General features: G+C 64.5%; 12 protein-coding genes. 7 read left to right on the forward strand and 5 right to left on the reverse strand.

What is annotated here, in order from left to right; translation table 11 throughout:
- Positions 1-38: 38 nt before the first annotated feature.
- Positions 39-1634 (forward strand): ABC transporter substrate-binding protein, encoded by a 1596-nt coding sequence (locus QX126_RS22900; RefSeq protein WP_315783819.1) that lies wholly within the window; start codon positions 39-41, stop codon positions 1632-1634.
- Between the two features lie 85 nt (positions 1635-1719).
- On the opposite strand, the gene QX126_RS22905 is transcribed toward QX126_RS22900, so the two are convergent.
- On the reverse strand, positions 1720-2751 hold the full coding sequence (locus QX126_RS22905; RefSeq protein WP_315783821.1) for a hypothetical protein: 1032 nt from the start codon (positions 2749-2751) through the stop codon (positions 1720-1722).
- Positions 2752-2831: 80 nt separating this feature from the next.
- Between QX126_RS22905 and QX126_RS22910 the strand changes: the two genes are divergently transcribed.
- Positions 2832-3188 carry a hypothetical protein gene (locus QX126_RS22910; RefSeq protein ID WP_315783823.1) on the forward strand — a complete coding sequence of 119 codons (357 nt, stop codon included), beginning with the start codon at positions 2832-2834 and terminating at the stop codon, positions 3186-3188.
- A gap of 81 nt (positions 3189-3269) precedes the next feature.
- Here QX126_RS22910 and QX126_RS22915 read toward each other — a convergent pair whose 3' ends face one another.
- Both QX126_RS22915 and QX126_RS22920 read right to left on the reverse strand, forming a co-directional pair.
- On the reverse strand, positions 3270-5504 hold the full coding sequence (locus QX126_RS22915; protein WP_315783825.1) for an adenylate/guanylate cyclase domain-containing protein: 2235 nt from the start codon (positions 5502-5504) through the stop codon (positions 3270-3272).
- Between the two features lie 107 nt (positions 5505-5611).
- Positions 5612-11908 carry a VCBS domain-containing protein gene (locus tag QX126_RS22920; RefSeq protein WP_315783827.1) on the reverse strand — a complete coding sequence of 2099 codons (6297 nt, stop codon included), beginning with the start codon at positions 11906-11908 and terminating at the stop codon, positions 5612-5614.
- Between the two features lie 606 nt (positions 11909-12514).
- Here QX126_RS22920 and QX126_RS22925 point away from each other — a divergent pair.
- From QX126_RS22925 to QX126_RS22935, 3 genes are all read left to right on the forward strand, one after another.
- A complete protein-coding gene (locus QX126_RS22925; protein ID WP_315783829.1) occupies positions 12515-13276 on the forward strand; it encodes a transglutaminase-like cysteine peptidase in 762 nt (253 codons plus the stop codon).
- Between the two features lie 197 nt (positions 13277-13473).
- On the forward strand, positions 13474-14223 hold the full coding sequence (locus QX126_RS22930) for an ABC transporter ATP-binding protein (RefSeq protein ID WP_315783831.1): 750 nt from the start codon (positions 13474-13476) through the stop codon (positions 14221-14223).
- A complete protein-coding gene (locus QX126_RS22935; protein WP_315783833.1) occupies positions 14220-15746 on the forward strand; it encodes a permease in 1527 nt (508 codons plus the stop codon). The genes QX126_RS22930 and QX126_RS22935 overlap by 4 nt, the downstream gene beginning before the upstream one ends.
- A 5-nt stretch (positions 15747-15751) precedes the next feature.
- Here the strand turns inward: QX126_RS22935 and QX126_RS22940 are convergent, their stop codons facing one another.
- A complete protein-coding gene (locus QX126_RS22940; protein WP_315783834.1) occupies positions 15752-16657 on the reverse strand; it encodes an alpha/beta hydrolase in 906 nt (301 codons plus the stop codon).
- 110 nt (positions 16658-16767) lie between these two features.
- Between QX126_RS22940 and QX126_RS22945 the strand changes: the two genes are divergently transcribed.
- Positions 16768-17586, forward strand: a complete 819-nt coding sequence (locus QX126_RS22945) for an MBL fold metallo-hydrolase (protein WP_315775559.1) — start codon at positions 16768-16770, stop codon at positions 17584-17586.
- 62 nt (positions 17587-17648) lie between these two features.
- On the opposite strand, the gene QX126_RS22950 is transcribed toward QX126_RS22945, so the two are convergent.
- A complete protein-coding gene (locus QX126_RS22950; protein ID WP_315734852.1) occupies positions 17649-18101 on the reverse strand; it encodes a cupin domain-containing protein in 453 nt (150 codons plus the stop codon).
- 327 nt (positions 18102-18428) lie between these two features.
- On the opposite strand from QX126_RS22950, the gene QX126_RS22955 reads away from it, so the two are divergent.
- Complete coding sequence (locus tag QX126_RS22955; RefSeq protein ID WP_315734855.1) at positions 18429-18893, forward strand: DUF4399 domain-containing protein; 465 nt, start codon at positions 18429-18431, stop codon at positions 18891-18893.
- Positions 18894-18911: the final 18 nt, after the last annotated feature.

Genomic DNA, 18911 nt, shown 5'->3' on the forward strand with positions numbered 1-18911 from the left:
GGATCGAATTGATCCGATTGCCACGGAGCTTCACCCGCATGCGTATCCTCAACTCACTGCTTGCCACCGCGCTTGCGCTCGGCCTCTCTGCCGGCGCGGCGCGGGCCGAAACCGTTCTGCGCTACGGCATCTCGATGGCCGACATCCCGCTGACGACCGGCCAGCCCGATCGCGGCGCCGGCGCCTATCAGTTTACCGGCTATACGATCTATGATCCGCTGGTCGCGTGGGACATGAGCACAGCCGACAGACCGGGCAAGCTGATTCCGGGTCTCGCCAGCGAGTGGAAGGTCGACGAGGCCGACAAGACCAAGTGGCGCTTCACCCTGCGCAAGGGCGTCAAGTTCCACGACGGCAGCGACTTCAATGCCGACGCGGTGATCTGGAATCTGGACAAGGTGCTCAACGATAAGGCACCGCAGTTCGACAAGCGGCAGAGCGCGCAGGTCAAGACGCGCCTTCCGTCGGTGGCAAGCTACGCCAAGATCGACGACTCCACGGTCGAGATCACCACCAAGACGGTCGACTCCTTCTTCCCCTATCAGATGCTGTGGTTCCTGATTTCGAGCCCGGCGCAGTATGAGAAGCTCGGCAAGGACTGGGACAAGTTCGCCAGCCAGCCCTCCGGCACCGGGCCGTTCAAGCTGACCAAGCTCGTGCCGCGCGAGCTCGCCGAGCTGACGAAGAATTCCGAATATTGGAACAAGGACCGGCTGCCGAAGACGGACAAGCTGGTGCTGGTGCCGATGCCGGAAGCGCTGACCCGCACCAATGCGCTGCTCGCCGGCCAGGTCGATCTGATCGAGACGCCGGCGCCGGACGCCGTGCCGCAGCTCAAGGCGGCCGGCATGAAGCTGGTCGACAATGTCACGCCGCATGTCTGGAACTATCATCTCAGCGTGCTGCCGGGATCGCCCTGGACCGACATCCGGCTGCGCAGGGCGCTCAACCTCGCCATCAACCGCGACGAGGTCGTCGGGCTGATGAACGGCCTGGCCAAGCCGGCCAAGGGCCAGGTCGACCCGTCGAGCCCGTGGTTCGGCAAGCCGAGCTTCGAGCTGAAATATGATGTCGCCGCCGCCAAGAAGCTGGTCGAGGAGGCCGGCTATTCGCCAGCCAAGCCGCTGAAGACGACCTTCATCATCGCGCAGGGTGGCACCGGCCAGATGCTGTCGCTGCCGATGAACGAATATCTGCAGCAGAGCTTCAAGGAAATCGGCATCGACGTCGACTTCAAGGTCGTCGAGTTGGAGACGCTGTACACGCATTGGCGCAAGGGCGCGGCGGACGAGATGAACGCCGGCATCACCGCCAACAACATCGCCTATGTCACATCGGACCCGCTCTACGCGATCGTCCGCTTCTTCGCCTCCGACCAGATCGCGCCCGTTGGCGTCAACTGGGGCGGCTACAAGAACCCCAAGGTCGATGCGCTGATTGCTGAAGCCAAGCAGACGTTCGATCCGGCCAAGCAGGACGAGTTGATCGCGCAGGCGCATGCGGCTGTGGTCGACGATGCGGTGCTGGTCTGGGTCGTGCACGACACCAACCCGCACGCGCTATCGCCGAAGGTCAAGAAGTTCGTGCAGGCGCAACACTGGTTCCAGGACCTGACGACGATCGGGGCGGAATAACTGACCGGGCCGGCTGCTGTCGCGCTCGCAAAGAAAGAAGCCCGGCGTTTTGCCGGGCTTCCTCTTCAGCACGATAGCCAATATTTCATTTCCCGAAGGCGCCCGAGTCAAATTTGTAGGAGGCCTGGAGAAAGCCGCCGTACCGCTCGTAGCTGAAGGTCGTGGGCGACCCCGGGACTCCAGGAAATTGGGTGGTCCCACTGGTCGTCCGGGCGTACCAATAGCGGCCACCGACGCCGACGCTGAAATTTCTCGTCACGTCGTATGACACAATGCCCTCGAGCTGGTAGCCCCAGCCATTTCCAGATTGCGGAAGCGGATTGATGTCGGGCCGCAGCCAGTGATTGTCGAATCCGCTCAGCCGGACATAGGGCAGAACGGCGCCATCGAGGGTGACGTTCCAGTTCTGGCCGAGCTTGAAGACGCCGTTCAAACCGACACGGAGCGAATCCCAGTTCTCGGTCTTGCTGAGCACCAGCACGCCCCCCGCAACAGGATCGAGACCACAGATAAACGGATTGGTCGCGACCTGGATACATCCGTATGCGTTGACGGTTTCGTAGAAATGGTTGTAGCCGATGAAGCCGCCGACCTTGAACGCCGGCCCCCTCCAGAAATTGTAGCCGGCGTCGATCGTGCCGTACCAAAGCCTGCCGCTGTTCACGCTGCTGTCCGTATTCGAGTACGGAATGACGGCTGGCGGGAAGTCTTCGTCGTTGAGCCTGCCGCTGAAGATGTTGCCACCGCCCGCAAAGCCCTTGGCGAAGAAACCCAGACTGTGATCGGCCCTGGCGAACCCCTCGCCGGCATGGCTGTTGAGATTCTTGTAGGTCAGCAGAGAATTGGTTTGGCCAGCGACAAAAGGATCGCCCAACGTGTAGCGGGTGCGGCCCGAACTGTAGAAATAGCGGGCGCCGACCTCGAACTCCCACAGCGACACCGGCGGAGGCGGCGCCTTGACCGGGAGATCCGCGGCCGACACCGCGCCGGCCCCGAGCACACAAGCCACAGCAGCGATGAGGCTGCCCGCAACTGGTAGAGTGAAACGCTTGATCGCACCCCGTGCCGGCCTGGCCTGCGTCAAACCAGCCGCACTCCTGTCCTCAGAAGACTGCATCGATGCCCCCCTCTGCAGCTCTTTCTATCTTGAGTAGAGGCATGCTACAAGTTCGCCCAGATTCATGCAATCGACGTCACATGACACAAATTGCTTCTTATCCCGCTGTTGCAACCTCGCAACAAACGCGATGCGCTCGCCGCCTGCTCGGTTGCGCTATCCTTGTACCCGTCCCGCAGACTGGAGCGCGCTATCGTTCGGTCAAGCTCGTCATCCTGTCGCTCGCATTCATCGGCAAGCTCGCCGCGGTGGACGCCCAGGCATCATCCAATGGGCCTGGAAACCCCTTCGTCCCATCGTCATCGAAGCACGATGCGGGCAAGCTGCCGCGTGCCAAGCGAAGCCTCCCGCCACGGCATTCCACCCGCCCCGTCCCCGGCACGGAAGAACGCAGCAAGCGTTGCCCGCCCTATTCGGCTTATGTGGTCTGCAAGTGATGAGCATACTCATCGCGCGGGCACCGAACCTGGCAAACGAGGCCGCCGCGATCTGATGCGAACTCGGGAACGGGGCACCGGCTACTTCGTCAGCAGTGCGTACGCCCCGTTCCAATCCTCGGGCGGCGGATTGACCTGGTAGTTGCGGATGCGTGCGTCATAGAGATCATAGAGCTTGGCCAAGTCTTGTCCCTGGTCGCTCTTGCGGCCGCGCTCGATCGCGGCCAGCGCCCCTTCCCAATCGCGGCTGCGATAGCTCGCCAGCATCTCGATGGTGAGGTTGCGGAGCAACTGGAAGCGCTCGGAATACATCACGTCCTCGCGGCCGGCGATGGCGTAGATCACCTCCGGCTCGGTCTTACCCTTGACCATGATGAAGTCGAGCTCGAGAATCGCGAGCCGGTCCTTCACGGCCATCGCAGTCGCCGAGCCGACGATGATCGGAAAGCCGTACTCCTTGGTCTGGCCCTCCAGGCGCGAGGCGAGGTTTACGCTGTCGCCAAGCGCCGAATAGTTGAACTTCAGGTCAGAGCCCATGTTGCCGACCACGCCGATGCCGGTGTTGAGGCCGATTCCGACCTTGAGCGGAATGTAGACGTGGCCGCCATGCTCGGCCTCCTGCTCGCGTTCGCCGTTCACCTGATCGATCCGCTCGAGCATGTCGAGCGCCGCCTCGCAGGCATTGATCTGATGATCCTTGTCGGCGAGCGGCGCGTTCCAGAACGCCATGATGGCGTCGCCCATGTATTTGTCGACATAGCCCTTGCGAGCGATGATCGCGTTGGTCAGCGGCGTGAGGAAGCGGTTCATCAGTTGTGTCAGGCCCTGCGGATCGTGCTTGTAGCTCTCCGAGATCGTGGTGAAGCCGCGCACGTCCGAGAACATCACCGTGATCTCGCGCTCCTCGCCGCCCAGCGTCGGCGGTGATTGGGCAAGCTGCTCGACCAGCACCGGCGACAGATATTGTCCGAACACCGAGCGCATCTGCCGACGCTGGTTCTGCTCGCGGACGAAGTTCGCGAAGATCAGCGTCAGATAGATCGCCGTCGTCGACAGCATCGGATAGGTGAAGTCGATCAGCAGCCGATGCTGGGTGTAGAAGTACCAGGAGATCCCGAGCAGAGCGGCCGCGAACAGCGCCCCGACCACCACGAGTGTGACGGCGCCGAGTTGCGGCGCGAAGACGATCACGAGCAGGCCGAGAAGGAGCGCACCGAAGAACTCGGCCGGGAGTCCCCAATAGGGCGGCGTCAGAATCGCACCGGTCAGAGCACTCTCGAGCACCTGAGCATGCACCTCGACGCCCGGCATGGCCGGAGAAATCGGCGTGGTCTTGATGTCGTTCAGGCCGGTGGCCGATGGCCCGATCAGCACCAGTTTGCCGGCGATCTTCTCCGGCGGCACCCGACCCTCCAGAACGTCAATGGCCGACACGTAGATCGATGGGTCACTCTCGGCATAATGCAGCCAGAGCTGCCCATTCGCGTCGGTCGGAATCTGTACAGCACCCAGATCAAGACCGATGATGCCACTCTTGTCAGTCCTGATCCGAATCGTATCCGTGCGGGTCGCGACCCGCAGCATCTCGAAGCTCAGGGAAGGCATGATATCCCCCTGAGCCAGCATGATCATCGGCACCCGGCGAATGATGCCATCGCGCTCCGGTTTGATGGTGAACAGGCCGCGACCAGCGGCCGCATGCTCGATCACGGGGACGTTGCGCAGCAGCCCGGGAAAATTCCACATGAATGGCGTTGCATCCTGGCTGTGGCCCAGCGTCGCGATGCCTGTCACAGGCAAAGTCTTGTCGAGGCCTGCACGAGGCTCAGGACCACCGGATTCGCCGAGCACTACGCGCGACCGCTTCAGCGCGTCGGCGAGCACCTGATCATTGGATGGCAATATCCTCAGCTTCTCGCGCGTCGGCTCGTCGAGATTTGAAAAAGTCTCGGCCGCGAGCCCGGGATTGAGCCGGTCCGGCTCGGCAAACACGACGTCGAAGGCAATTACCACGGCGCCGAGTCGGGTCAGAGTGTCGATGATCTCGGCGATCCGCGTGCGCGGCCAGGGCCACTGACCGAGCTTGGGATTCGCGAGACTCTTCTCGTCGATATCGACGATGGTCACCGGCCGCAGCGTCTTGATCCGCGGACTCAGCACCTGGAAAGTATCGAAGGTCCGGACGCGCAGCTCCTGCACCAGGGCAGGGTCTGCCACACGCAACGCCGCGAAGCCGATCAGCAGCAGCAGGCAGATCATGCGCGCATAACCGAACTTGCGCGCAAACCACCGAGGAACTGCTCTCAATCGTTTCATGCAGCATCCGATATCACGCCGAAGCCGGCGATCCGAGTCGTCCGGTTATCCCGACCGCGTTCCGCTCGGCGACGCCGCCGTCCGCATCGCGCGGCGGGCGCGCGGGCTCAGACGAGGTGAAAACCGTCGTGATGCGCCTTGAACTGCTCAAGCGTCACCCCCTTGAGGGTGAGCGTATCATGCGCCGCATCGGTGATGATCGTATCGTGGCCGCCATTGGCGGACTGCGCCGACGCCACGAGCGCAGCGACGCTGGCGAACAGCGAGTGATCGATCTCGACGATGTCCTTGTTGACGTCGAAATCGCCGATCGTGGCGCTGCCGAAATGCGGGTTGAAGACGAAGGTGTCGTTGCCGTCCTTGCCGAAGATCGTCACGCCACCGCCAACATTGACGAAATTGTCGCTCTGGTCCGTGCCGTTGACCGTCGATGCACCATTACCCGCCAAGGTGACGGTCAGTGCCTTGGTCGCCGTGCCGCCGTGGCCGTCGCTGACCTTCGCCTGATAGGTGATGGTCAGCGTGTCGCCGGAATTGAGGAAATCCAGGTTCACGTCGGCCGGATGATATGTCCAGTGCAGGACATCGGAGCCGCCACCGGAGCTCGTGCTGTCGAAGGTGATCGCGTGGGCATCGGCCAGCGCCTGGACGTGGGCATTCGAAGGCAGGCTCAGAGAGCCATTGTATTTGATCACGCCATTTTCGACCACCGAAGCGGTCAGCGTGTCGCCGACATCCCCGTCGAGCACCGTCAAGGTGCCGGACATGCCGCTCGCCAATTTCACCGGCTGATCCGGGATGTAGCCCGCCGAGACGTTGTCGAGCTCGAACGCATTCTGGCTGCTGGCAAGCACCACCTTGTTGAACGGCGACAGGCCGAGGAACTCGACATAGCCGTTCGAGGCCAGCGACGTCTGCCCGCCATTGGCGAGCAGCGGCGCGACCTCGCTGCCCGAGTAGGAGGCGACCAGCTTGTTGCCGTTGTAGAAGGAGATGCTGTTGTAGCTGTCGACCGAGCCCCAATACAGCCCGAAGCTGTTCTTGACGCTGTCGAAGGTGATGGTCTCCTGGGCGTGGCTGCCGATGCTGAGATAGTTGGTCTTGTCCACACCGTCGACCATGTAGGGCGCCGCCGACACCGGCGAGGAGCCGTGCACGATCCCCGCATTGCCGCTGGCCGTGAACCTCGCGTGCAGCGCCTCGCTGTAGAAGCTGCCGTGGCCGCGCCCGTTATCGGAGATGTTGCCGGCCGACACGCGATCGAACGTTTCGGTCGGCAGGCCCTCGGCATTGGTGCTGGCGGTGCTCGCGAGCACCCTCGCCTGCTCGGCCAGGATGACGGTCTGGACCGTCGGGTTCGTTTCACCTGTGATGACGGGCGCATCCTCTGCGCCGTTGACCGTGATGGTGACGGGCACATCGACCACGACGCCGTGACCGTCGTCGATCGCGACCGTGTAGGTCAGCGTGACATGCTCGCCGACACCGAGATAGTCGAACACCTTGTCATTGGCAGCGAAGGTCCAGGCCTGCGATCCCGCACCACTGCCGGATTCTGTGAGCGAGCCGAGCGACAGCCAGCTCTTGAGCACGGACAGATCCGACGGCAGCCCGTGGTCGTTGCCGGAGGTCGCGACGCCGGTCACCTTCAAGACATGCGCATCGGTGATGTCCGCATCCTCGAAAGCGATCGTGCCGCTTACAGTGTCGAGCAGATCCGAGCCGGACATCGCCGCGCGCTCGGCGATTTCGGCCGACTGCACCTCGCTCGTCACGACCGGCAGGTCGTTGGTCCCGGTGATGTTGACGACGATCGTCGAGGTCGCGCTCTTGCCCTGATGGTCGTCGAGCGTCACCGTGGTGGTGACCGTGACGGTCTGGCCGGCGCCGAGGAAATCGAGCGAGCCGTCGGTGATGGCATAAGTCCAGTCGACCTTGCCATTGTTGGCGTTGCCGCCCTGGCTCAAGTGCAGCGCCTGTTCCAGCGCTGCGATCTGGTCCGGCGTCAGCTGACTCGACAAATCTTTCTGCTGATCGGCCGCAGTCCAAGTCACGCTCTGCGCCCCGATCGATGCGGTTGGCCGATCGGTCAGGTCGACATCGGTGAACTTGACGCTGCCGGCGACGCTGTGCTGATCGGACGCCCCTGTTTGCGCGGCCGCTTCAGTGATTGTGCCGGGCCGGCCGGAATCCGCGATCACAGGCGCCGTGTCTTCGGCCGTCAGTGTGATCAGCGTTCCGTCATGCCTGTCATTGCTGCCCGCGAAATGCAAGTCACTGAAGTCGCCTTCGAGCGTCAGGGCAATGCTGTGCCCTTCGCCGTCGATGACGGTGAGCACGCCCGTCTCGGCATCGTAAGACGCCGTTGTCGCCTCGCTCCACTTGATCGTCCGCAGATCGATCCTGTCGTCGACGCCGAGGCCGGCGATCTTGGCGGAGAAGCCGGCATCATCGATGACGAGTTCGCTGCTCCCCTCGCTGCCGAAGTCGATCGTCTGGTCCACGTGACCATCGACCGTCAGCGTTGCGCCGGCATCGACCTTGATGATCCCGGAGCCTTCGACGTCGCCGGCGATCTCGAACTTGCCCGCCGTGATCTCGATCGTGCCATAGTTGAAGATCGTTCCGCCGATGCCGCTCAGCCCGCTCGCGGAGATCGTGCCGTAGATGTAGAGCGTGCCGTCATGACTCACCTTGGTATCGGCAAGGTCGAGGATCGCACCGAGGTCGACGGTGCAGACGCCGAAATTCCAGACGTCCATTCCGGACAGGGTCACATCGTTGCCGGCGATCTCCAGCGTGCCGACGCTCCGAATTTCCAACGTGCCGCCGGTGAGCGTCGTGCTCCCGTCGAGCACCAGGGTCGATTCCACCGGAATCTCACCATCCTCATCGATGATGATCTGACCGTCCGTGTTATCGATAGTAACGTTGTCGAAGGTGGTCGCAGCCGCGGTCTCGACATGCACGATGCCGTGGTTGACGAGATCGCCGCCGGTGATCGTGCTGTCCTCGATCAGCAGCAGCGCGCCGTCGTCCACCTGGACAGTGCCGCCGTTGTCGACGCTGACGCCGATCAGTGTTGCGCTCTCCTCTGCAGCGACCTGAAGCATCGAGCCGTCGCCGATGGCGATATCGACGTCGGTCAATGACGCGCTGCCCTTGACCGTCAGGATGGCCGTGATCTCCGCGAACGCGCCGGTCTCGCCGATCAGCAGCGTACCGCCGGCGACGGCGCTGCCCTCGATCGCGCTGTCGCCGTCGACGGAGATCGTCCCTTCGTTGCTGATAGCGCCGCCTGCGATACTCGTGCCGCTCAGCGAGAGTGCACCGCTCAGCGCAATGGTGATCGCGGCGGCGTTCGCATTCGTGATCGTCTCGTCTTCGAACGCGTTGCCGATGCCGGACACGGCGATCGTCTCGAAATTGTCGAGCGTGCCGCCGCTCAGCGTGGCGTGGCCGGTCAGGGCTATCGTTCCGCCGGACTCGTTGGTCAGCGTGCCGCCAGTAATATCCGCATGCGATAGCGTCAGGGTCGCGGAGCCCTCGACCGTGATATTGCCACCCGCATTATCAATGCTGGTGCCGCCGTTTAGCGTAAGCTCACCATCGGCCGCGACATCGATCAGGCCGGCATTCGTGACGGCTTCGTCCGAGAGGGTGTTGCCGCTGCCGGAGACCTCGATCGAGCCAAAATTTTTCAGCTCGCCATCACTGATCGCGGCTCCGCCCTTCAGAACGAGCAGGCCGTTGGCAGGTTGTGGTGTCTCCCCGCCGCTCTCCAACGTTCCGAAGTTCTGAACGATCGGCGCGCCCTGGATGACGATGGCGCCGCCATCGATGCTGCCGCCATCCAGAGTCAGCGTCGCGCCGAGGTCGACCTCGATGAGACCGGAGCTGTCCTCATCGGCGTTCGCAACGTCACCATGCACGGTCAGCGTGCCGCCGGACAGCTCGATCATTCCGGTGTTGACGATGCCGGCGTTCGCCCCGAAGACGCCGCCGCCAGCCAGCAGCACGGTGCCGGCATTGTGCAGCTCGCTTTGCTCGAGAATCTGCGCCGAGCCGCCGACGGTGATCGTCGCACCCGAGAAGTTGTAGATGCGCGAGTCGGCCTTGGCCGTCAGTGCGCCGCTGATCGTCAGCGTGCCGTTATTGTCGAGCTCCGGAACGGCGCCGCCGCCGAAATCATTCAGCGTGACCGATTTGGCGTAGGCGTAGGCGTCGTCATCGATCGTCACCGGAAAGGCCGGCGTCAGGCCGTGCAGCTGATCGGTGATGATGATGACGTCATCATCGGTGGTCGGAGCCAGGCCGGTTGCCCAGTTCGCGCCGTCGCTCCACAAATGAACCTGGCCGCCGCTGCTTTCGCCGGGCTGGGTCGTGGCGATCCAGACCACGGCCGGATCGTCGGTGCCGGTGATCGTCACCGTGATCGTCTGGGTCGACGTCGCGCCATGCGAGTCCGTCACGGTCACCGTGTAGGTGAGCGTCACCTTCTGACCCGCGGGAATGAAATCGGCGACATAGACCGGTAGGTTGGCGAAGCTCCAGTTGATCTTGCCGGTGCCGCTGCCGGTGCTGTCGGAGGCCAGGGATGCCGTCAGCGCCTGCTCGAACAGCGCCAGTGGCGCCGGCGGAATGCTGCCGCCGCCTTCAAGAACCGCGCCGGTCAGCTTGGCCGACACGCTATGGGTGTCGGTGAGGTCGACATCCTTGAACGTCAGCGTGCCGGAGGTCGGGTCCTCGGAGGTGAGCGGCCCGCCGGGCACGCTGGTGCCGCCCTCGAACGCGATGGTCGGGACGTTCGCCGTGATCTCGGGCTTGTCGTTGGTGCCGGTCACCGTGATCGTGATCGGCACCTCGGTAAACTCGTTCGACGGCGCGAAATTGTTGTCGACGCGCACGACGTAGGTCAACGTCAGCATCTCGCCCGCGGCCAGAAAGTCGAAGTAGTTGTCGGGAACACTGTAGCTCAGCATTGCCGAGCCGAAATTCTTGTTGGTCGGATCCGGCACCACCGTGATCTTCACGGCCGTCGCCATGACATCCTGCAACTGCAGGGCGTTCAGCGATGCCGTGACGTCGGCCTGCTGCGCGCTCTTGAACGCATAGGACTTGAAGCTCACCGAGACCGTCGGCCGGTCGATGTTATTGACGTCGAGGAAATTGACGCGGGTGAGGACGGTGTCGAGGTCGGCACCGTTGCCCGTCTGACCGGCCCGCTCGGCCAGACCGAAGGTCGTGATCAGCCGGCCGCCGGCGTCGAGAATCCTGACCTCCGGCGCACCCGGAATGTGCGACAGCTGCTCGGACGTCGAGCTCGTCGTGGGTGTCGAGCCCGTATTGTCGGTCACCTGATAGGTCGGCGTCGCGCTGGTGCCATTGGGCAGGGTCAGCGGCGTCAGCGTCTGCGGCACCCCGATGTCGGTGAAATGGGTTGTCGACTTCGGATTGGTGTTGTCGGTGAACTTCAGCGTGAAGACGTCGTTGATGAGCTTCTGGATGTCCGGCGTGAGCGGGACAGCGCTCTGATTCACGATTCCGTTGCTGATCTGGATCTGCTGTCCGGCCTGATTCACCACAGCGATCGGCTGCAGCGTCGTCTTGTCGAACAGCACGTAGGAGCCGGTGCGGCCATCGGGCTCGACCAGCACCTGGAACTTGGCATCGGGCAGACCGCCCTGCCCCGGCACCGTGAAGTCGATCTCGACCAGCACGGCGGTGCCGCGAATGCCCATGGTCGCCACGGGCGTGTCGACCTTCATGTCGCCGTGCTTGGCGGTCTCGCCGGCCACGAACGAGATCGTGCCGGCAACGAGGCTGATCAGCGAGGAATTGTTCGACCCGTTGGGGTCGTACACCATTTCATTCAGCACCATCCGCGCATTGGACGACAGGCCGAACACGGTGCCGTCGATGAAGGTGATGCCGAGCGTCGAATCCGAGCCGGACTGGACCACGTCGCCCTTCTCGACGTTGTCGCCGTTGTGAAGGAGGATCGAAACGCCGTTGCGGATGACGGTCGCGGTGCCCTGCAGCTTGGTCACATGGCCGATGACCTTGCTCACGCTCGCAGCCGCCCCGGCCTGGCTGACCTGCACCGCGCCGGAGAGCGCATTGACGAGGTCGCCGGTCAGATGCGCGCCATCCGGCGAGGCCAGCGGCGCCCGTTTCTCGCCCTTAAAATAGTCCGGCAGCACCATCTCGCGCCCATCGGACGACAGGATCAGGTCGAGGCCAGACCGCTTGAAATCGGCATTGAACAGAAAATGCGCGTCCGGAACGACGATGGCGTCCGTCGGCGCATGGGCATGCGGTGCCTCCAGCCGCACGTGGCCATGCGAGGAGGCGGCGCGGCCTTCGGAGAAAAGCGCGGCGTCAGAATTGCCAGCGTAATTCACGGGGCTACCGACTATGGTTAATGAATACATAAGAATGAGTGTTCAAGGCGTGCATATCACTGGCAAGTGTCTGGCGGAACCACCTTCAGCTTGTGCTTCAGGTGGCCAAAAACGGCGGCTTCCGCGGGATCGCTACGATGTTGTCGAGTTTCTGCCCTCTTTAAAGCTGGCCCCGGCCGAGACATGCCAAGTCAAAATTCACCTCGCTTCAGAAAGCCAAAGTAATTGTAAGTATTCATAGACCATCAAATACCTTTGCCGACATCAACATCCGCACCGGCTTACCCCTGACAACGGATTTCAAGTGGAGGACTGCGGGTGGGAGAACAAGAATCGACGAATTGCATCAATTTGGCAGGAGCTGCGGCTGAGTTCGAAGCACAACTTCACCGCGAGCCCTCCTGACCTTCGCGACCCTCGCTCAGCTTTCGCTAGGATTTGTCGCATCGGAGCAACACAACGTTCAGCGTAAATCCTGCGATTTGGTCGCCGGATTGCCGGTTTTAAGCAGAGGCCAAGCCTCCGCACCCATGCTGACCCCCAACAAGCATCCGGTTCCGTCAGGCGCTGCGTCGCGCCGGCCGAGATCCGGGCACGGGGCGTCACATGAATTTTCTCGCGCTGATGCGCGCATCGCTGGCGGCCGCGGCCGCCAGCGCCGCCATGTGGATCGGCAGCCCAGCGAGCGCCGGTCCTGTCGCGCAGCCATTGGGGCTTGCAGCCGCCATCGAGGATACGGCGGAGCCATTCGGCCTGCCGCGGGTCGGCCTGGAGGCCGGCGCGTTGCGCGACAAGTGGTTGGCGCTCGCGCGCAAGCTCGAAGACGAGCGCGTGCAGCTTGCGCTGTGCGACGGCGACCGCGAGCGCTGCGTCTCCCCCGCCGCCCTCAGCCTGCTGGCGATCATCGATCAGGGCCGTCTCCGCGCGGGACGGGCCAGGCTCGGCGAGATCAATCGCGCGGTCAATCTGGCCATCCGGCCGGCCAGTGATCTCGCTCAATATGGCCAGATGGACGTGTGGGCCTCCCCTCTCACTACGTTCGAACGCCGTGCCGGCGACTGCGAGGACTACGCGATCGCCAAGTTCGTCGCACTTCGGATGGCTGGCATTGCCTCCGACGATCTGCGGATCGTGATCCTGCACGATGTCGTCCGGGGCGAGGATCATGCCGTCGCGGCGGCGCGCCTCGACGGGCATTGGCTCATGCTCGACAATCAGCGCATGGCGATGATCCAGGACAGCGATGCGCGGCAGGTGCGGCCGTTGTTCGTGATCGACGAGACCGGCATCTCCCGGTATCAGGCCTTGCCCCTGATGGCGGAGGTCCGAGCGCTGTCGCCTGAGGGGACGGCTTCCGTGAACCATTGACGATCGCCGCATCGTTGCCGCGCGCCCACAACTTGAGACGTGGCCGGGAGTTCGCGGGACGAGCACGGCAGGAATGCGGACAGTGCGCCGACGGAACCGGCCGGCACCGAAGGACACGATGCGGCGGCTCGTTCACCGCGCCGCAACGAGTTGCATCCACATTGCAGACGCGAACCGATCGAGGCGATAGTGCCGTCATGACCCCAGGCAGCCCCGCCCTCGCCGTGCGAGGATTGACGAAGTGTTTCGAGCGGCCGGCGGTCGATGCACTCGACCTCGTGGTGCGCTCGGGCGAATTCTATGCACTGGTCGGCCCGAACGGCGCCGGCAAGACGACGACGCTGCGCATGGTCGCGGGCCTGCTGCGCCCGGATGCCGGGCGGATCGAGATCTTCGGCATCGATGCGCTGCGCGACCCGATCGCGGCCAAGCAGGTGATGGCCTGGGTCTCCGACGAGCCCATGATCTACGACAAGCTCACGCCGCTCGAATATCTCGAGTTCGTCGCCGGACTGTGGGGCATCGATCCCGCGACCTCGAGTAACGCGGCAACCGAACTTCTGGCCTCGCTCGGGCTGGAGCCGCATCTGCACGAGCGCTGCGAAGGCTTTTCCAAGGGCATGCGCCAGAAGGTGGCGCTCGCCGGCGCGCTGATCCACGACCCGCGGCTGATCATCCTGGACGAGCCGCTGACGGGCCTGGACGCGGTGTCGGCGCGGCACGTCAAGGGCCTGCTGGCCGAGCGCGTCCGCCGCGGCGGCACGGTGATCATGACCACGCACATCCTCGAGGTCGCCGAGCGCATGGCCGACCGGATCGGCGTCATTGCCGCCGGACGCGTCGTCGCCGAAGGCACTCTGGCCGAGCTGCGCCAGCAGAACGGTCGCACCGACACCAGCCTGGAGGAGCTGTTCATCGCGCTGGTCGACGTCGAGTCCGCGGCATGACGCGGGCGGCGACGCTCGCCTGGTTCGCCCGTCACGAGCTCAGGCTCGCCTGGCGGGAATGGCTCGGCATGATCACGGCCGGCAGGCGCCGCCGCACGCGGGCCGCCGTCATCGGTCTCGTGCTGTTCGGCGCCCTGATGCATCTGCCGGCCTGGGTCGTGGTCGGTCGCTACGCCGATCTCGAGCTGCCGCTCGACAAGACCGCGCTGATCGTCATCACCGCGACCATCATGCTGTCCTGGGCGCTGATGCTGTCGCAGGCGATCGAATCCGTCACCCGCGTGTTCTACGCGCGCGCCGACCTCGATCTCATCATGTCGTCGCCGGTGCGGCTGGCCGAGATCTTTTCGGTCCGGATCGCGGCGATCGCGCTCTCCGTGACCAGCATGGCGCTGCTGCTCGCGACGCCCTTCGTCAACGTGCTGCTGATCGAGGGCGGCGCACGCTGGCTCGCGGCGTTCGTCGTGGTCGCGGCCGTCGGCCTGTCGGCGGCGGCGATCGCCATTGCCATCACGATCGTCCTGTTCCGCCTGATCGGCCCGGCGCGAACGCGGCTGGTCGCCCAGATCCTGGCCGCCGTGATCGGCGCCGGCTTCGTCATCGTGCTGCAGATCGCCGCGATCGTGTCCTACGGCACGCTGTCGCGCTTCGCCGTGCTCACCTCGGATGCGGCGGCCGCCATCGCGCCCGATCCCGACAGCATCCTTTGGCTGCCGGCCCGCGCGGCGCTCGGCGACGGCCAGGCGCTGCTGATCCTGCTGGCCGCGGGCCTGCTGTTGCTCGGCGTCGTCATGATGGTGTTCTCGCCGCGCTTCGCCGACACCGCGATCAGCGCCGCGGCCCAGGGCATCTCCAGCCGCGCCGGCGCACGCGTCAGGTCGTTTCGGGGCGGCTCGCAGCAGCAGGCGCTGCGGCGCAAGGAGTTCATGCTCCTGCGGCGCGATCCCTGGCTGATCTCGCAGACGCTGATGCAACTGCTCTATCTGCTGCCTCCGGCGCTGCTGCTGTGGCGCAGCTACTCCGACAGCTCGCAGGCGGTGTTCCTGATCACGCCGGTCGTCGTGATGGCGGCTGGCCAGCTCGCAGGCGGCCTCGCCTGGCTCACCATCTCCGGCGAGGACGCGCCCGAACTGGTGGCGACGGCGCCGCTGCCGGCGACGCGCATCGTGCGCGCCAAGGTCGAGGTCGTGCTGATCACGATCGCGGTGATCTTCGCGCCTCTCGTGCTCGCGCTCGGCTGGGTCGCGCCGGCGCAGGCGGTGATCACGGCCGTTGCCGTTCTGGTCGCGACCGTCTCCTCCACGGCCATCCAGCTCTGGTTCCGGATCCAGGCGCGGCGCAGCCAGTTCCGCTGCCGCCAGACCTCGTCGCGGCTGGCGACCTTTGCCGAGGCGTTCTCCTCGATCGGCTGGGCGGCGACCGCGGCACTGGCGCTCGCGCTGCCCGAGGCAGCCATCGTCTGCGGCCTGATGACCGCGGGCCTCTTGCTCGCAGCCTGGAAGCTGAGGCCGGCACGAACCTGAAGCGTTCAGCGCAGCACCTCCATCACGGCGGCGGCGAACGCCGCCGGCTCTTCCTGCGGCAAATTGTGGCCGGCCCGCGCGATCACGCGATGGCCGATCCGGTTGCTGAACTTCGCAGCATGCGCCTGACCGTCCGTTGCCGGGATCACGCCGTCGGCGTCGCCATCGAGCGTGATCGTGGGCACGGTGATGACGGGCTGGCTCGCCAATCGCCGCTCCAGCTCCTGATAGCGCGGATCCCCATCGGCCAGCCCGTAGCGATGGCGATAGCTGTGGATCACGACGTCGACGTGATCGGGATTGTCGAACGCCTCCGCTGCGCGCGCGAAGGTCGCGTCGTCGAAGCGCCAGTGCGGCGACCATTGCTGCCACAGCAGCCGGGCGATCTCGGCGCGGTTGGCGGCAAGCCCGGCGCGGCCGCGCTCGGTCTGGAAGTACCATTGATACCAGAACGCGAACTCGCGCGGCACCGGCGCCGGCTCCAATGCCCGCGCAATGTCCTGGATCAGATAGCCGTTCACGGAGACCAGGCCCGCGCAGCGCTCGGGCCACAGCGCCGCACCGACGCAAGCCGCGCGGCCCCCCCAATCATAGCCGGCGAACACCGCGCGCTGTATCACCAGCGCATCCATCAGCGCGATCAGGTCGGCGCCAATCGCAGCCTGCTGCCCCGAGCGCGGCGTCGATGCGTCGCGGAACCGCGTCGGGCCATAGCCGCGCACATAGGGGACGATGACGCGGCAGCCATGAGCTGCAAGGCGCGGCGCGACCTCGACGTAGGAGTGGATGTCGTAGGGATAGCCGTGCAGCAGGATGACGACGGGGCCGTCGGCCGGCCCGCTCTCGACATAGGCGATGCGGAGCACGCCTGCATCGATCTCCCGCAGCGGCTGCAACACCCGATCCGTCATGCCATCCTCCCGCATCGTTGCGCCGCCCTGTCCAGCCGGACGTCGCGCCGAGGATAGTTCTGATCCGGATTCCTCGCTACACTCACACGCGCTGTTGAAGAGGAACCGCCATGCTGCGCCCGCTGGTCTCGCTGCTTGCCGTCCTGGTCGCGTTCGCATCGCCCGCTGTGGCGCAATCGGGGCCGCGCACCAGCGAGTGCCTGGCGATGGCCAGCGCCCCGCCGCGCGCCACGCCCGTCAGCTTGCGCCGGACGGCGGCGGCCGGCAACGAGGTGACGATCACCTATGCCGGCCACTCGACCTACTTCATCGACACGCCGATGGGCATCCGCATCGCCACCGACTACAGCGGCGCTTATCAAGTCGGACGTCTGCCCGACGTGATCACCATGAACCGGGCGCACTCGACGCATTACACGCTGGCGCCAGATCCGCGCATCCCGCACGTGCTGCGCGGCTGGGGCGACGACGGCAAGCCGGCCCAGATCTTCGAGCGGATCGGCGACGTGCTGATTCGCAACATCACCACCGACATCCGCCGCTACTTCAGCGATTCCATCGGCGCCGACATGATCAAGGACGGCAACTCGATCTTCATCTTCGAGGTTGCCGGCCTGTGCATCGGCCATCTCGGCCATTTGCACGTCAAGCTGGACGAGACGCATTTCGCCGCGATCGGCCGGCTCGACGTGGTGATGGTGCCGATCGACGGCACCTACACGATGTCGCTCGACGGCATCTCGGAGATCACCAAGCGGCTGCGCGCCTCCGTGGTGCTGCCGATGCACCGCTTCGCGACGCCGCTCGACGAGTTCATGCGCAAGATCGGCCAGCAGTTCGAGATCGACCGCCGCGCCGAGCGCAGCTTGAAGATGTCGCGCGAGCTGCTGCCACAGGTCCCGACCGTGATCATCCTCGACGGGGTCTAGAGCATGATCCGGAAAAGTGGAGGCCGGTTTTCCGAGAAGATCATGCTCAGGACAATATGAGCTCAGGCGCCCGCGAGGCTGGTGCCGCGGCGGCCTTCCGGCGTCAGGAACATGCGCTTGAGCTTGTTGATCACGCGCACCGCGAGGCCGAGCAGGTAGGGCTGCGTCTTCAGGCAGAAGGCGAGCTTCTTGACGTGGCCCTCGACATGCCATTTGGCATGGGCGCCGTCGCGGAAGAAGATCACGTCGCCCGGCCCATAGCGCTTCGCCGGCATGCCCTCGCTCTCCAGCACGATCGCGCCTTCGAGGATCAGGATCGTCTCGTCGAAATCGTAGTACCAGTTGAACTTGCCCTCGGTGCAATGCCAGACGATGGTCGAGCCCAGCCCGTCGCTGCTGCGTGCGATGGTGCAGGAGGTCGCGGTCGGACTGCCCTCGATGATCCAGGACGGCTCGATCGGAGCGGGCGCCAGGTCGACGGCGAGATTGGCGGTTTCGATCAAGGACGGGGACATCTTGGACCTCAAATGCATCGGATTGAAATGACCGGCTGAACGGCGGCGTGAGCCCGCGACCGTAGCCGATTGCACCTAATGGCTGCTTTCCGAAGTCGTTAAGATTTGAACCGATCGCCGCGACCAGCCGTCGCATCACAAACACGCAAGCGCTATAAACTCCACGCGAACGCCGCAATTTGTTCGCGGCCTCGCCAAACCTGCTGATCTACTCTTTGACCGCACTGCAAGATGCGGACAGGCTTCCCTCTGGTCGCCCTGCCCATCCTGAGTTGTGCCGTCGCCTTTAAAGATTTGCCGCCTTCGCAGAGATAAGGATTTCCCAGGATGCGCCGACTGAGCCTCGCACTCGCCCTCACGCTGTCCGCCGCCACCCTTGCAACCGCCAGCCTCGTCATGGCGGGCGAAACGCCCGCCCCCGACAACGCCAAGGCCTACTTCATCAACCTGAAGGACGGCGACACCGTCTCCTCGCCGGTCCTGATCCGCTTCGGCCTGTCCGGCATGGGCGTTGCCCCGTCCGGCACCGAGGCCCCCAACACCGGCCACCACCACCTGCTGATCGACGCGCCCGCGCTCGAGGGCGACTCGCTCAACGAGGCGATCCCGGTCGATGCCGGCCACGTGCATTTCGGCAAGGGCCAGACCGAAGCCTCGGTCAATCTCACGCCGGGCAAGCACACCTTGCAGCTCGTGCTCGGCGACTGGAGCCACATCCCGCACAACAAGCCGGTCATGTCGGAGCGGATCACGATCGACGTGCAGGCCACCACCGGCAGCGCCAAGCAGTAGGCACGTTCGGCCGACGAC

Origin of the sequence: Bradyrhizobium sp. SZCCHNPS1003 (genome assembly GCF_032381555.1) — a bacterium.
In the GTDB taxonomy this organism is placed as follows: domain Bacteria; phylum Pseudomonadota; class Alphaproteobacteria; order Rhizobiales; family Xanthobacteraceae; genus Bradyrhizobium.

Bases quoted from the DNA above. Each gene is read 5' to 3' on its own strand.
- QX126_RS22955 (WP_315734855.1), top strand. From the start codon at position 18,429: ATGCGCCGACTGAGCCTCGCACTCGCCCTCACGCTGTCCGCCGCCACC.
- QX126_RS22950 (WP_315734852.1), bottom strand. From the start codon at position 18,101: ATGTCCCCGTCCTTGATCGAAACCGCCAATCTCGCCGTCGACCTGGCG.
- QX126_RS22915 (WP_315783825.1), bottom strand. From the start codon at position 5,504: ATGAAACGATTGAGAGCAGTTCCTCGGTGGTTTGCGCGCAAGTTCGGT.
- QX126_RS22910 (WP_315783823.1), top strand. From the start codon at position 2,832: ATGACACAAATTGCTTCTTATCCCGCTGTTGCAACCTCGCAACAAACG.
- QX126_RS22925 (WP_315783829.1), top strand. From the start codon at position 12,515: ATGAATTTTCTCGCGCTGATGCGCGCATCGCTGGCGGCCGCGGCCGCC.
- QX126_RS22935 (WP_315783833.1), top strand. From the start codon at position 14,220: ATGACGCGGGCGGCGACGCTCGCCTGGTTCGCCCGTCACGAGCTCAGG.
- QX126_RS22900 (WP_315783819.1), top strand. From the start codon at position 39: ATGCGTATCCTCAACTCACTGCTTGCCACCGCGCTTGCGCTCGGCCTC.
- QX126_RS22930 (WP_315783831.1), top strand. From the start codon at position 13,474: ATGACCCCAGGCAGCCCCGCCCTCGCCGTGCGAGGATTGACGAAGTGT.
- QX126_RS22905 (WP_315783821.1), bottom strand. From the start codon at position 2,751: ATGCAGTCTTCTGAGGACAGGAGTGCGGCTGGTTTGACGCAGGCCAGG.
- QX126_RS22940 (WP_315783834.1), bottom strand. From the start codon at position 16,657: ATGACGGATCGGGTGTTGCAGCCGCTGCGGGAGATCGATGCAGGCGTG.
- QX126_RS22945 (WP_315775559.1), top strand. From the start codon at position 16,768: ATGCTGCGCCCGCTGGTCTCGCTGCTTGCCGTCCTGGTCGCGTTCGCA.